Origin of the sequence: Pseudoalteromonas nanhaiensis, from assembly GCF_051235485.1 — a bacterium.
In the GTDB taxonomy this organism is placed as follows: domain Bacteria; phylum Pseudomonadota; class Gammaproteobacteria; order Enterobacterales; family Alteromonadaceae; genus Pseudoalteromonas; species Pseudoalteromonas lipolytica_C.
Map to the genome: position 1 here is coordinate 277,694 of NZ_JBPNYQ010000002.1, position 14,998 is coordinate 292,691.

At 41.8% G+C, this 14,998-nt stretch carries 13 protein-coding genes; 1 reads left to right on the plus strand and 12 read right to left on the minus strand.

Going from position 1 to position 14,998, the window contains the following annotated elements; genetic code table 11:
• Positions 1-17 precede the first annotated feature (17 nt).
• Positions 18-2,297 carry an acyl-CoA dehydrogenase gene (locus ACSFVZ_RS03520; RefSeq protein WP_435558115.1) on the minus strand — a complete coding sequence of 760 codons (2,280 nt, stop codon included), beginning with the start codon at positions 2,295-2,297 and terminating at the stop codon, positions 18-20.
• A 169-nt stretch (positions 2,298-2,466) separates the two neighbouring features.
• Here ACSFVZ_RS03520 and ACSFVZ_RS03525 point away from each other — a divergent pair, with 169 nt between their 5' ends.
• Entirely contained in the window at positions 2,467-4,314 is a 1,848-nt protein-coding gene (locus ACSFVZ_RS03525; protein WP_135924207.1) for a M2 family metallopeptidase, read from the plus strand.
• Between the two features lie 57 nt (positions 4,315-4,371).
• On the opposite strand, the gene ACSFVZ_RS03530 is transcribed toward ACSFVZ_RS03525, so the two are convergent.
• From ACSFVZ_RS03530 to ACSFVZ_RS03580, 11 genes are all read right to left on the minus strand, one after another.
• A complete protein-coding gene (locus tag ACSFVZ_RS03530) occupies positions 4,372-5,160 on the minus strand; it encodes a putative porin (protein WP_135924206.1) in 789 nt (262 codons plus the stop codon).
• A 219-nt stretch (positions 5,161-5,379) separates the two neighbouring features.
• Positions 5,380-5,754 carry a PH domain-containing protein gene (locus ACSFVZ_RS03535; protein ID WP_135924205.1) on the minus strand — a complete coding sequence of 125 codons (375 nt, stop codon included), beginning with the start codon at positions 5,752-5,754 and terminating at the stop codon, positions 5,380-5,382.
• A 2-nt stretch (positions 5,755-5,756) separates the two neighbouring features.
• Positions 5,757-6,665: an ABC transporter ATP-binding protein gene (locus ACSFVZ_RS03540; RefSeq protein WP_435558116.1), complete on the minus strand. Its 909-nt coding sequence runs from the start codon at positions 6,663-6,665 to the stop codon at positions 5,757-5,759.
• Positions 6,662-7,480, minus strand: coding sequence for an ABC transporter permease (locus ACSFVZ_RS03545; protein WP_235383183.1), 819 nt, complete (start codon positions 7,478-7,480; stop codon positions 6,662-6,664). The genes ACSFVZ_RS03540 and ACSFVZ_RS03545 overlap by 4 nt, the downstream gene beginning before the upstream one ends.
• Before the next feature lie 115 nt (positions 7,481-7,595).
• Positions 7,596-8,774, minus strand: a complete 1,179-nt coding sequence (locus ACSFVZ_RS03550; RefSeq protein WP_435558117.1) for a cystathionine beta-lyase — start codon at positions 8,772-8,774, stop codon at positions 7,596-7,598.
• 19 nt (positions 8,775-8,793) lie between these two features.
• Positions 8,794-9,711, minus strand: coding sequence for an NAD(+) diphosphatase (nudC, locus tag ACSFVZ_RS03555; protein WP_435558118.1), 918 nt, complete (start codon positions 9,709-9,711; stop codon positions 8,794-8,796).
• Between the two features lie 114 nt (positions 9,712-9,825).
• Positions 9,826-10,620, minus strand: a complete 795-nt coding sequence (nagB, locus tag ACSFVZ_RS03560) for a glucosamine-6-phosphate deaminase (protein ID WP_435558119.1) — start codon at positions 10,618-10,620, stop codon at positions 9,826-9,828.
• A 209-nt stretch (positions 10,621-10,829) separates the two neighbouring features.
• Positions 10,830-11,957, minus strand: coding sequence for a transmembrane glucosamine N-acetyltransferase NagX (nagX, locus tag ACSFVZ_RS03565; RefSeq protein WP_435558120.1), 1,128 nt, complete (start codon positions 11,955-11,957; stop codon positions 10,830-10,832).
• A gap of 61 nt (positions 11,958-12,018) precedes the next feature.
• The gene (gene nagA / locus ACSFVZ_RS03570) at positions 12,019-13,131 is read right to left on the minus strand and encodes an N-acetylglucosamine-6-phosphate deacetylase (protein ID WP_435558121.1); all 1,113 of its coding nucleotides are present in this window, start codon (positions 13,129-13,131) and stop codon (positions 12,019-12,021) included.
• Positions 13,131-14,045 carry an N-acetylglucosamine kinase gene (nagK, locus tag ACSFVZ_RS03575; RefSeq protein WP_135924197.1) on the minus strand — a complete coding sequence of 305 codons (915 nt, stop codon included), beginning with the start codon at positions 14,043-14,045 and terminating at the stop codon, positions 13,131-13,133. Before nagK ends, nagA begins: the two co-directional genes overlap by 1 nt.
• A gap of 376 nt (positions 14,046-14,421) precedes the next feature.
• Positions 14,422-14,916: a LabA-like NYN domain-containing protein gene (locus tag ACSFVZ_RS03580; RefSeq protein WP_135924196.1), complete on the minus strand. Its 495-nt coding sequence runs from the start codon at positions 14,914-14,916 to the stop codon at positions 14,422-14,424.
• Positions 14,917-14,998 lie beyond the last annotated feature (82 nt).

The following is a 14,998-nucleotide window of genomic DNA, read 5'->3' on the forward strand; positions in this document are numbered from 1 at the left end:
CATTGATATCTACTATACTACAATTCCCCAGGCGCAAAGTTATCTACTGCTATTGCCTGCTTGCGAAGCGAGTTCGCCTCATTCATTCGTGTAGCTACGGTTTCGTTTATGAGGTTTTTATCTGCAGCAGCAGCTATCGCATCTTCCAATTCTAAGTGACGACCAATCGTGCCTTCTTTTTGCCATTTGCGTAATTGTTTAAAATCTTCATGGGTATCAATCATCGCGATAAACGCATTTTCCATTACCCCGGTACCTGCATTTTCATCAACATAACAAAGGTGCGTGAGTCTGTCTCTGAAGACGCCTGGTTTACTCATATGCTCACAAATAGTCTGAGCAATATCATCACTAGGACGGTGATAATGATTTCCCACAGGGAACACAATGCGTTTTAATAAGAAATTGACCACAGGGTTAGAGAAGTTCTTAAAGAAACCATCGAATGCTTGGCCAATACAAAATAGCGAATGCTCAACCGCGTATTTTACAAAAGGTAAATCTGCTTGTTGACGCCCTTCGTCTTCATAGCGCTTCAAAACACATGATGCAAGATACAAATGGCTAAGCACGTCGCCTAGACGCGCCGAGATCATCTCTTTACGTTTTAACTCGCCCCCTAACACTAGCATGGCGACATCTGTACAAAACGCTAAGCCACGACTCATACGGCTTAATTGTTTGTAATACACCGAGGTTGCCCCACACACCGGCGCTTTTGCAAAATAACTGCGAGTTAAAGCATGAACAAATGCCATTCCTGCATTGCTTGCAGCAAATAGAATGTGCTGAAGCAGTAACGAGTCAAATTCTTTCAATGCAACATCATGATCTTCCATTGCGGCTGCTTCCATTTCTTTTAAAACAAACGGATGACAGCGAGTCGCACCTTGACCAAATATCATCAAGTTACGAGTTAAAATGTTTGCACCTTCAACGGTAATTGACACGGGGATCCCCATATAACCATGGGCTAAATAGTTATTAGGGCCCACTTGAATGCCCTTGCCTGAATGAATATCCATGGCATCATTCATCACTGTACGCCCCATTTCAGTCATATGATATTTAGCTATAGCAGTAACAACCGAAGGGCTCAGTTTTAAATCAATCGCTCCAGCAGTCATTAACCTTGCTGACTCTAGCATGTAGGTCAAGCCACCAATACGTGCGAGTGCCTCTTGCACACCTTCAAATTGACCAATCGAAACACCAAACTGCTGACGCACTGTTGCATAAGCCGATGTCATTCTTGACGCTAAATGACCTGTTGCGGTGCTAAGTGCCGGTAACGAAATACCACGGCCTGCACTTAAACATTCAACTAGCATACGCCAACCTCTACCAGCCCCCTTTTCACCACCAATAATCCAATCAAGTGGTATAAATACATCTTTACCGTAGGTGGTACCATTCATAAATGCCATGTTCAGCGGATAATGACGCTCGCCAGTTTGCACACCTTCATGGTCTGTAGGGATGAGCGCACAAGTAATACCGAGCTCTTTTTTATCACCTAATAAGCCATCGGGGTCGTACATTTTAAATGCAAGACCAAGTACTGTAGCAATGGGTGCAAGGGTGATATAGCGTTTTGACCAGTTAAGTTTTAAACCAATAACTTCTTCACCGTTATGCATGCCCTTACAAACCACACCAGTATCAGGAATACTGCCCGCATCCGATCCGGCCTCAGGGCCTGTTAAAGCAAAACAAGGCACATCATCACCTTTAGCTAAGCTTGGTAACCAACGCTCTTGTTGCTCTTTAGTACCGTAATGTAAAAGCAGCTCACCGGGGCCTAAACTATTTGGCACCATTACCGTAACTGCTGCAGTTAAACTTTTGGTGGCAATTTTCGCTACAATCGTTGAGTTAGCGATTGCTGAAAACTCTTTCCCTCCAAACTCTTCTGGAATAATTAGAGCAAAAAAGCCTTCTTTTTTTAAGTAATCCCAGACTTCTTTTGGTATGTCTTTATCTTTTTGCACGATTTGATAATCATCAAGCATGGCTAGCAAGGTTTCGACTTGCTCGCTCATAAATGCGCGCTCTTTGTCACTTAATTCAGGCTTGGGAAAACCGTGTAATTTTTGCCAATCGGGGTTACCGCTAAATAACTCACCATCCCACCACACATCGCCCGCTTCCATCGCTTCGCGTTCTGTTTGAGATAAAGGTGGCAACACTTTTTTAAACATACTAAACGTGGGCCGCGTAACAAGATTAATGCGAATGTCTTTCACTGCAAAAATCACAATTACAGCAACCAATAGCAAAATAATTACGGTCGTCATTGTGCAATCCTTTTATTTAAGTCAGTTTTCTCAAGTATGACTGATCGTGCCATAAATACAACGTAAGCAGCGGTAACTTCAGTTGTTTTAGTACGCACTGTTTGTGGTTTAGTAAGACACTGCTATTATGCTAAAGCAATAAAAAACAACAAACTTCTAGGGAATAAAAATGAAGACTCCATATAAGCTGAGCATCAGCGCATTAATGGTCGCAAGTGCATTAGCGCTTACTGGCTGTAATGACGACGCTACGAGCACTAAAACAACAACTGCTGAAGTCAAATCAAGCCAAGTAACAGCACAAGATGCTGATAAATTTATCGCCGATACTGAAAAAGAATTAAGCGCACTATATTTAGAATCAAGTCGCGCTGAATGGATTTATGCCAACTTCATCACTCACGATACTGCTGAATTATCTGCTGAAGTAAATCGCAAAATGACCGAAGCCGTAGTCCGCCTAGCAAATGAAGCTGCAAAATTCGATAGTTTAGAGCTTGATTATGATGCACGTCGTAAACTAGATAAACTTAAACTAGCGCTCACTTTACCTGCACCACAAGATGCTGAAAAAACAGCAAAGCTCTCACAATTAGTGGCTGAGTTAGGCGGCATTTATGGCAAAGGTAAATACTGTAAAGAAGATGGTAGCTGTTTAAGCCTTGGCGAAATGACAGCTAAAATGGCAACGAGTCGTGATTACAATGAATTGCTTGATTTATGGCAAGGTTGGCGTCAAGTTTCAAAACCTATGCGCCCGCTTTATGAGCAACAAGTTGCACTGACCAATGAAGGTGCAAAAGAGCTAGGCTATGCAGATACAGGCGCTATGTGGCGTAGTAAATACGATATGCCAGCCGATGATTTTGCAAAAGAACTTGACCGTATTTGGGGCCAAGTTAAACCGCTTTATGATTCATTACATTGTCATGTTCGTGCCAAGTTAGGTGAAAAATATGGCGAAGATAAAGTACCTCAAGACCAACCTATCCCAGCACACCTGCTAGGTAATATGTGGGCACAAACTTGGGGTAACATTTACGATGTTGTTGCACCAGAGAATGCGGATCCTGGTTATGACGTTACAGAACTATTAGCTGAACACGATTACGACGAACTTAAAATGGTACGTGGTGCCGAGAAGTTCTTTACATCAATGGGTTTTGCACCATTGCCAGATACCTTCTATGAGCGCTCATTATTCACTAAACCACAAGATCGTGACGTACAGTGTCATGCATCCGCATGGAACATAGATAGCAAAGACGACCTACGTATTAAAATGTGTATTCAACGTACAGGTGAAGAGTTCTCTGTTATTCACCATGAGTTAGGTCATAATTTCTACCAACGCGCGTACAACACGCAACCTATTTATTATCAAGAAAGTGCGAACGATGGTTTCCACGAAGCGATTGGTGACACCATTGCTCTTTCTGTGACACCAGGTTATTTAAAAGAAATTGGTTTATTAGACGAAGTGCCTGATGAATCTAAAGATATCGGCCTGTTAATGAAAATGGCATTAGACAAAGTAGCATTTATTCCGTTTGGTTTATTAGTAGACCAATGGCGCTGGAAAGTTTTCTCAGGTGAAGTAACGCCAGAGAACTACAACAAAGCGTGGTGGGAGTTACGCGAAAAATATCAAGGTGTACAAGCGCCTATCGCACGTAGCGAAGCAGACTTCGATCCAGGTGCTAAGTATCACGTACCGGGTAACACGCCTTACACACGTTATTTCTTAGCGCACATTTTACAATTCGACTTCCACAGAAGTTTATGTGAAATTGCCGGTAATAAAGAAGCGATTCACCGCTGTTCAGTTTACAACTCTGCTGAGGCGGGTGAAAAACTAAATGCAATGTTAGAAATGGGCTCAAGCCGCCCATGGCAAGAAGCCCTTGCCACTATCACTGGTAAAGAAGAAATGGATGCAACAGCAATCTTAGATTACTTTGCACCGTTACAAAAATACCTTGATGAGCAAAATAAAGGCCGCCAGTGCGGTTGGTAATGATAAAAACGCAAAAGCCCGCATAATGCGGGCTTTTTTATGTCATCAAATTAATGATTAAAACTGTAAGCTTACGTTTGCGAAGTATGCATCGTAATCTGAGTCATCCCAGTTGTTTGCATAACCTGCTTTTAAGCCAACGTTTTTGTTAAAGAAGTGCTGTGCACCAAAGCTGTAGTCATCTTCTTTGTTAAACGTTACAAATACTGATGTTGCTTTAGAGAAGTAGTAGTTAGAACCTAGTTCCCAAGAGCTACCGCTATCATCTGTATCAGCAATAGTACCTTCAATTGTTAAGTAGTTACCTTGTTGAAGATCCATGAAGTATTTTGCATTTACAGCACGGTAATCAAACTCATCGTCAGCTGTGAATGTGAAACCTAAGTAATCAGTGCTGTTAAGCTGGTGATTATATTTAAGGTCAAACATTACTGTGTTATCACCGTCTTCTACGTCGATAAATGTCGCTTTAAGAAGAAGGTTAGGATTAAAGAAGTAACCTGCAGACACATTGAATAAATCAGTGTCTGAACCGTAATCGTAGTTGCTGTAACCCGCACCGATTACAAAATCTTGTACGAAGTACTCACCGCCGATGTTAGTTACATCACCAAAGTCGTCATCAGAGTAAGAACCAAATACATTGGTTGTTTTGTTAATGTATTCAAACTGGTCGTATGGACCCATCGTTTTCTTTGGCGCGAAGTAATATGTTGAATCAACACTTACTGTGTCGTTGCCATCGGTGTCCATGTACCCTAAATGGCTGATTGATTGGTAACTATCCGCAGCAGTCGCGGCAGTTGACAGAAGCATACTCGAAATAATAACTGCTAACTTTTTCATAAACAGATTTCCCTATTAACATTGTTTCATTGCTGTTGAAAACTAGCCTGATGGCTAAGTTGGGCACATGCTAACGTGAGAAAACTGAACGGAAACTTAACTAAGCGTTTGTTTTTACTTGATTAATTGTAATAAAGTGTCGGTAAATGTAAAGAAAAAGTTGGCCGAATAATTCTATTCAAAGCCAACTTATAAATTAAAGTCTATAATTTCAGTACCTTATAAAGAGAATTCACTAATAATTCTGTAAACCTCATTAATGTTATCTCCTGCTTTAAAGTCTTTACTGATTGGCGTTGGATCTGAACCAACCCAAATTTTTAGTTCAGCATCTAAGTCAAAATGCCCGGCACTTTCTTTACTAAACTTAGTAATTTTTGAGTAAGCAATGCTCAACATTTCAACTTTAGAACCAGTAACACCTTGTTTATCAATAATAATTAATCTCTTATTGGTAAAGATAAACATATCACGAATGACTTTATAGGCTTTTTGAACTGTTTCACCATCAATCAGAGTATTAGCAAGCAGCTCTTCTAAATCATCATTATCGACTTCACTTGCGTTACCCATTAATCCACTTAATAGACCCATAACTAGCTCTCCTTATGAAAAATTTGGTTTTCGAGTGTGTGACCATTCACCAGTTGACGATACTGCCAACCTTGTTGATAACAAAAGTGTAGAAGATTGATATCAAAAGGCTCAGCTGTTTTCTCAAACTCGATCACATATTCTTTTGCTTGGCTCATATAAACATGATGTACATGGGCAAGGCCTGCAAGCTTTGCTTCTACATCATCATATTGTTGATTCAACTGTAGCGTAATAAAGTGTTTGTTATCTTGGGTGCTAGAACGGGCTTGATGCTCACTTAATACCCCTTTATCTAGGTGTAAAACTTGTGAGCATAAACGCTCAAGCTCTGTTAAGTCATGGGAGCTTAAAATAAATGTTGCCTCGTTACTTAAAGAGCTTACCAATTCTCGAACCTCACGGGCATGGATTGGGTCAAGACCCGCTGTTGCTTCATCAAGCATCACTATTTCAGGTGAACCAATTAAAGCTTGTGCAATAGTCACTCGCTTACGCATACCATGAGAAAGGTCATCCGGTCGCTGCTTAGCCACTTCTGACAAACCAACTAGCTCTAAAACCCGAGCCGTTTCTTTTTTACGAACCGCGCCACTGAGCCCCTGTAATTGACCATAAAAGTTAAGTTGATGCGCAATACTAAAACGGGGATCAAGCTGGGCATCTTGTGGTAAAGCAGTTAATTTACCAAATAACGCCGCACTACCTGGGTTATGCCCCATTACCGATAGCTTTCCTGAACTTGGTAAAATATAGCCACATAACAAGCTGAATAAGGTTGTTTTACCCGCACCATTTGGACCAACCAGCGCCACTGGTGCCCCTTTATTTATTTCAAAGCTGACGTTATCGAGCGCTCGTTTAGCCCCATAGTTTTTTGACAAGCCTTGTGCTTGAATTAAAACGGTCATAATGAGCTCCTCGCAAAAATTCGTTCACCAGCAGTTAATAACACTGCCGTTTGTAGAAGTGGTAAACCAAGAGCAAGTGTGATGCCGGCACGTTGACCAGCCATTAAATCAAGTTGATAGCCCGGAAATATGTAATTTAAAACCTCAAATGCAGGCCATTGCCATGTTAGTAAGCCAATCACAATATTACCGCCAGCAAAGAACAAAATGGCCAACACAAATGCAAGACGCGATGAACGCGCAAAGGTATTCAAAAAGCTCATCAAAGCAATAAATGGCATAACCGCAACAAGCAAATAAAATAACAACATAAAGCTTCGTGTTAAGCCAGAAAGCAGCAAACTGGGCTCACGATAGCCAAGCATTGCAACGGTTGCCATCAAGGTAACAAATAACAGTGCCGCTAAAATGAGTAGCTGCCCTAAAAAGCGACCTATGATAATTTCTGAGCGAGTGGCTCTAAGTGATAAAAAGCGTAACGTACCCCGTTGTCTGTCGCCCACAGTTTGGTCGCTGCATAAAAACAAACAAAAGCTTGGGAAACTAAATAAAGCAATCAGCCAATAAACAGCTAGTTCAGATTCAGGCCAATCAAGTAATTTACTGATGCCAATGGCGCCAAAGGCTTGCCTTGCAAAGTCAGCAAAATCAGGTGAGCTAATCAAGGTCACAGATTGGGCAATGGGATAGCGTAAAATAAGTAGCCAACAAATGGCAAAAGCGGCAACCGCCAGCAAACCACGTTTGGTCAAAAATAGTCGTACCAGCTCAAATTGGGCAATTTGTGCAAGACGTTTAGGATGTAACTGCGTCACTCATAATCCTTAATGAATTTTATTATTAGAATTACACTAAGTTGAAACAGCTTGAATTACCAGAAAAAAAAGACCCGACAAGCGGGTCTTATGTAACAAAGTATAAACCTTTTACCTAAAGGTGGCTTTCGTACACAGCCAGTGCTTGATCAAGGTCGGCTAGTAAATCAGCCACATCTTCAAGACCAATGTGTAGCCTAATTACCGGGCCTTGCGACCAACCTGTTTCAGAGCGAAGCCCTTTCATACTCAGGTTTGCCGTGACTAAGCTCTCATAACCGCCCCAAGAAAAGCCCATTTTAAAATGGTGCAGGCTATCTAAAAACGCATCAATCGCGTGTTGATTACCTTGCTTCATTACAAATGAAAATAAGCCATTACTGCCATCAAAGTCTCGTTTAAAGAACTCATGACCCGGACACGTTGCAAAGGCCGGATGGCGAATATGATCAACCAATGGGTGTGTTTCAAGCCATTTAGCCACTTCAATGGCTGCTTGTTCATGCTGTTTTAAACGCACAGCCATAGTACGTAGACCACGTAGCGCTAAATAGGCATCATCCGCAGAAGTACATTGACCAAGTAGGTATGAATTTTCTCGAAGGGTTGGCCAATACTTTTTATTGGCGACCGCCACACCCATCATCACATCTGAATGACCAACAATGTATTTTGTAGCAGCTTGAATACTAATATCAACACCATGCTCAAGCGGTCTAAAATGCAGGCCATTACCCCAGGTGTTATCTAACATAGTCATAACACCGCGCTCATTTGCCTTAGCAACCATCGCAGGCACATCTTGCACTTCCATGGTGATTGAGCCCGGTGATTCTAAAAACAATACGCGCGTGTTCTCTTTAATAAGCTCACTAATACCCGCGCCAATTCCCGGCGGGTAATAGGTTGTTTCAATCCCTAATCCAGCCAGTATTTTGTCACAAAAATCTCGGGTAGGTTCGTAGGCAGCATCCACCATTAAAATATGATCGCCCGTTTTCACAAACGATAACAGCGCATTGCTTATTGCAGCCGCACCTGATGGGTAAAGCGCACAGCCTTCACCGCCTTCTAGTTCTGCAATTGCTTCTTGCAAAGCAAAATGTGTCGTCGTACCACGACGGCCATAGAATAACGTTTTGTCGCCACGCTTCTTCGCCGCAGCTTTTAAATCAGCCACTGAATCGAATACCACAGTTGATGCACGTTGTACCACAGGGTTCACAACCCCTTGTGTGTACGCTTTTTTACGCCCTGCAGAGACGATTTGGGTATTTTTATTTGTCTTTGTCATAATTTATCCAAGCTGTACTTTACAGGTTGCGCCAGTGCTCAACCAAAAATCGAGAAATAGAATCTTGTCGGGTTAGTTTAAGATGACTACCCTGTTCATGCCATTGGCCGAATTCATTAAGTTCAGCGCGGCTAAACCATCTTGCGTCATCTAACTCGTCTTTATCTACCTGAATATCTTCTGAAACCGCTGTGGCCATAAAGCCAAACATAATTGATGACGGAAAAGGCCAAGGCTGTGAAGCGATATATTGAATATCTGTCACCGCAACACCAGCTTCTTCCATAACTTCGCGAGCCACAGCTTGCTCTAGTGTTTCACCTGGGTCAACAAAGCCCGCAAGTGTTGAAAAAACGCCTTCTGGCCAGCTTGCTTGACGGCCTAGCAAGCAGCGCTCAACTCCGTCTGAAAAGGTTTTAGTCACGATCATAATCACGGCAGGATCGGTACGCGGAAAAGTTTGATGCTGGCAAGTTTGGTTTTCACATAAACGCGAATGCCCTGCTTCAACCATATTATTTTCATGACCACAACGCCCACAAAAACGGTGTGTTGCGTGCCAAAAACACAAGCCCCTTGCCAGTGCCGCAATAGACCCTTGTTTAAGCTCAACTTGTGGGCCTAACTTGCGAATATCAATAAACTCAGCGCCATTGAGCATAGGCTCAATGAGTGAGTCTGGTTCATGGCTGACATCTAAAGCAAAGTGAGCCACATTGTCGTCGTCTAACCCCAATAAAATGCCTTTTGATAAATCGAGGTGATCGACTTGAGATAAGCGTAAATAACACACTTCAGGACTGTCTTTAACAAATAAACTTTGATTGTTATTGACCAATAACCAGCGACTCTGAGAATTCATTTGAGCCTTTAACCACTTAGGATCTTTACGGCGATTTGATGCACGATCCAATGGCATTTGAGAGTAATTCAGCATGGCGTTCCTTGAAAATAGTTTACTCGCTAAAACTACCATAAGCTGATGATAAACCCAATTTATTACACGTATAAAAAAAGCCCAAACAGGGCTTTTTTATTCTCTCTCACAATTTTACAAGGTCGCGAGGTGCGCTTGTAGTTTTTGGTTCTCAGCTTCAATATGCTGATAGAACTCTAAATCTTCTAATTTACTTGCGGCTGCTTTATCAATAATGATCACAGCATCTTTATGAAGTTGCAGAGCCGAAGCTGGGCATTTGGCCATTAACGGGCCTTCTACCATGGCGTGAACGGCATCAGCTTTACTTGCACCGGTTGCTAAAAGCACTACTTTTTTGGCTTCTAAAATAGTACCAATACCCATAGTGATTGATAAATGCGGTTGATATTCGCCTTCTGCAAAAAATCGCGCATTGTCTTCAATCGTCTCTTTCGTCAGTGTTTTAACACGGGTGCGTGATGTCAAACCTGAAGAAGGTTCGTTAAAGCCAATATGACCATTACGGCCAATACCAAGTAGCTGTATATCAACACCACCAGCTGCTGTGATTTTTTGTTCATATTTAGTGCAAGCAACAAGCGGATTTACTGCATCACCCGGCGGTACATGGGTGTTCTGTTTGTCGATATCTACATGGTTAAATAGCTGTTCATTCATAAAGTAGCGGTAACTTTGTGGATGTTCGCCAGTTAAACCTAAATACTCATCTAAATTAAATGTTGTCGCTTGGCTAAACGAAATCTCGCCAGCTTTATTTTTAGCAATCAGCTCTTGATATAAAGCAACCGGCGTTGAACCAGTTGCAAGGCCTAGTACTGATGCAGGTTTTTTTAATAGTTGTTTAGCAAAGATGTTAGCACCATACGCTGCAACTTGGGCTGCATCATCAAGAATTACTATTTGCATATCGATTAGCTCTAATTATTTAAATTGAAAAAAATGGCTCTAAAACCCAACCCCACGTGCAATCGAGTTGGGTTTTAGACTAACCACTGCCAGGATACATTACAGTAGTTAAAACCATTATGACAACGCTGTCATTATCACTTTTAGTCTTATCTTTGTAAAGTAAAAGTGAATAAAAAATTACTCTTTTTGTTAGTGTTTAATAATTATCAAACACTAACAAAGATCTTACGACGATACATCCAATGCAACACCAGCATTTGTACTGCTAATAACGCAATCACCGCCATCAGAGGTTGCCATGCCTCTGGCACAGCTCGAACCACCCCACCAAATACGCTTTGGCTTACATAACCCCAATTCACTAGACTTGACGCTAAATAAATAATAATTGAGTTCGCACCTATGATCACAAAAGGATACGCAGCGCGTTGCCCCGGCAGAATATCAACCAGTGCATAAAATATGGCGAGCAATATGGCACTCCAGCCAACGGTTACAAGCACAAATGAACTGGTCCAAAGTTCTTTATTGACTGGGAACTGTAAATCCCATAACCAACCTAAACATACACTTACCGCCCCTGCGGCGAACAGTAATGCGGTCATTTTCCACTCGCCAATTTGCTGAGCACGAGCAACTAATTGCCCTGCAAACACGCCCATCAAAGCATTAACAATCGCTGGTATATTCGACAATACACCTTCAGGGTCCACCACACGGTTTTGATAACTAATACCCGGTAGTAAGTGCGCATCAAACCATGCATTCCAACTGCCTGCAGCCGAAAGGTCGCCAGCACTGCCACCCGGCACTGGCACAAAACAAAGCAGTAACCAATAAGCCACTAAAATAGCGCCTGCAGTAATAATTTGTGTTCGCAAACTAGTGTGCCAAACCAACATTGCACAGAAAAACCATGCAATAGCGATACGTCCAAGCACACTGACATAACGAATTTCATCCATCGCCATTGGCATCCCTGTGCCCCAGCCATGGTTATACAAAATACCTAATAAGCACAATAGCAAAAGACGCTTACCCGCCTTGCGGTAATACACTTTGCGTTCATCAAACGGTAAATGGTCAATGCGTTTGGGGGCTAGCCCCATCGCCACACCTGATAAGAATATGAATAATGGGAAAATCAGATCGTAAAATGTGAAGCCATGCCAAACACTATGCACTGTATGCGCTTCAAAAACTTTCCAGCCAGTCCAGCCAGTTAAAACGAATAGCGCTGCAAATAGTGACTGTCCACCTAATATCCAAAACATATCCATGCCGCGCAATGCATCGAGCGATGCCAATCGTTTTCTTGTTGGTTGTGTTGTCATTGTTTACCTTTAATACAAAAAGCCCCGCGATACTTCGGCGGGGATTTTTCCAGGGAAGTTCTTACAAAGCTTTACCAGCTATATATGTCGCTTTTACATATTGGTCATCATCTAGCACAACAAAATCAGCATCAAAACCGCTCAGCAAGCGACCTTTTTTATGTAAACCTAAATATTGTGCAGGATAAAGTGATGCCATTCGTAAGCTCTCAGCAAGGCTAACATCCAATGTATTCACTGTGTTACGCACCGCACTTGCCATATCAAGTACGCTGCCTGCTAATTCACCGGTCGTTGAATTTAATCGATCGCCAGTACGAATAACTTTACGACCATCAAAGAAATCAAACTCCATATCGTCAGTACCCACAGGTGGCATTGCATCTGTGACTAACATAATTTTTCCGCGCTGTTTGCTGCGAATTGCTAATTTTGCTGATGAAGGGTGCACATGGTGACCATCAACAATTAAGCCACACCAGCTGTTATCATCCCAAAGTGCAGCACCAACAACACCCGGCTCTCGTGATGTAAACGCTGACATCGCATTAAATAAATGGGTGAATCCATCAGCTCCTGCTGCAAGTGCAGCATTGGTAGTCGCAAAATCCGCATTAGTGTGGCCAATAGATACCTTTACGCCACACTCAACTAGGCGCGCGATATCTTCAGCACTAACATTCTCAGGCGCTAAGGTAACCATTTTAATACCTAGATCTTGGCGTGCATAAATCGCAAATTCTTGCTCTGTGATTGGGCGAATAAACTGCTCGCTATGGGTGCCTTTTTTCCCTAATGAAAGGTGCGGTCCTTCGAAGTGTACGCCCATAACGCCCGGGATCCCTTCAGCAATTGCTTGTGCAGTGGCATCTGCGGCTTTTGCCATGACTTCGACTTTGTCGGTAATCAGCGTTGGCATAATCGCTGTTGAACCAAACTGACCATGTGCTTTGGCTATTTTATCTAAACAATCTGGTGTTTGTTCAGCGTTAAAAAACGCCCCACCACCGCCATTCACTTGTACATCAATAAAACCTGGCGCGACTAAACCTGTTAATGCAACGGCATCAGCATGTGCTTCAACACGCTTAAACACGCCATTGTCGACGCTAAAATATACGTCAGATAAAAATTCGTCACCGGTAAACAATTTACTTGCATGATAAATCGTCATTACAAACTTACCTCTTGGTTTTGTTCAAGCACAGATTGCTGAGCAAAATACACAGCGCCCATTTCGGGTGGTTGAATCGGCGCTTCAACTCGTTTCGCTATATCTTCATCAAGCCAACAGTTTAATGGTTCAGCTAAACCACCGATCATAGATAAACGTGGAGGGTTATTTTCAAGTAATCGGTGTGCTAATTTACTGACGTAATTAGCTCCTTCCTTAACAATTTCAATCGCTACTTGGTCGTTATTTTTTGCTGCTTCAAATACATAACGTGCTAATTTGGCAAAACTACTCGAAGGCTGCCCTGACATTTGCTCGACAATCCCCATGGCATTATCCACCGAGAAATGCTGACAAATCACATCTGTTAACTCTGTTTTTTCACCCAAACCATCTAAATCAAGTAATGCGTTTTTTATAGCTTCAAGCCCCATCCATGCACCACTGCCCTTATCACCAAGAGCAAAACCATGACCACCATAGTTTGTGGTATGACCCGCAACACAAGAGAATCCACATGAGCCCGTACCGGTTATAATTACCGCACCATCGCTACCTTCGTGTGCCCCAATACAAGCAGTATGTAAATCGGTAGTGAGAAACATTTGTTTAAATGGATGGTCCCATTCCATAATCTTGTCGTACAAGCTAGGTAGGTTTACACCAGCCAGACCCAAACCAGCATACAGTTGATGAACTGTCTCAAGTGGTAATCCAGCATCTCGAAGAGCTAACTGTGTTGAGACCATTATTGATTCAAGCGTGCGTTCTAAACCATGTAATGGGTTCGCGGGGCCACCAAGGCCGGTTCCTAATACACCTTGCTTAACAGAGTAGATAGTAGCTCGGCATTTTGTTCCGCCACCATCAATACCAATAAACAATTGGTCCTCACTCACACTCTTCGCCATCATTTAACGACCCCTAGCCTTCGTTTAGTTTTTATTTAAATCGCATTATTTTTCTTATCAGAATGCGAAATGATCTCAACCTTTGTTGATTTAATGTTACACAACAAATGACAGCGTTGTCATTACTTTTTTTATAAAAATGCACATTAGTTTAAAATTTACCTACAACACTTTGAAACTAAAGAGCATTATTCGTGAGTAATAAATAAAAAATCGTCCAGTAATCACTTCTCAACTTATTCTCGCTACTTTTTTGAGTGCAAATTAGCGACAAAGCTCCATGTTACTGTGCTTTTATATACTCAGTATTGTATCTAATATTAGCTTAGCGCAAATAATACTTTAGTTAAACATTTTATTTAAAATGGAATATTTTTTTCTACCTTGATAACAACAGTGAATCATCAATACAGTGAAACTCAGCAGCGGCTTGCTTTAATATATCGGCAGTGAGGTGCTCTGCTCCATAGACATCACACGGTAGCTGATAATTATTCGCTAAGTGACCAAGCAATAACGCAAAATCACCATCACCCGAAAGTAATACCATTCTATCAAGCTGCTTGGCATGCTCTAGCATATCAATGGTAATGCCAACATCCCAGTCCCCTTTTGCACTACCATCTCTGCGCTGAATAAAAGGTTTCAGTTTTACCTCAAAACCAATTGCGCGCAGGATATTTTGAAACTGCGATTGCTTTTCGTCACCTCGGTATATTGCATACGCAATAGCACAATCAATTTGGTAGCGTTCGCTCATCTGTGCCCAAAAGGCATTGTAATCAAAGTTTTTCTTGTAGCTTTCTTTACAGGTGTAATAAATGTTTTGTACATCTACAAAGATACCGACTCTTGGCTTATCAACTGCTGACATAATTATTCTGTTTTTAGTGATTTGTGTTCACTGTAGCATATCTAGGTTGATATTTACGAAAAAGTAACCTAAATTGGTTACA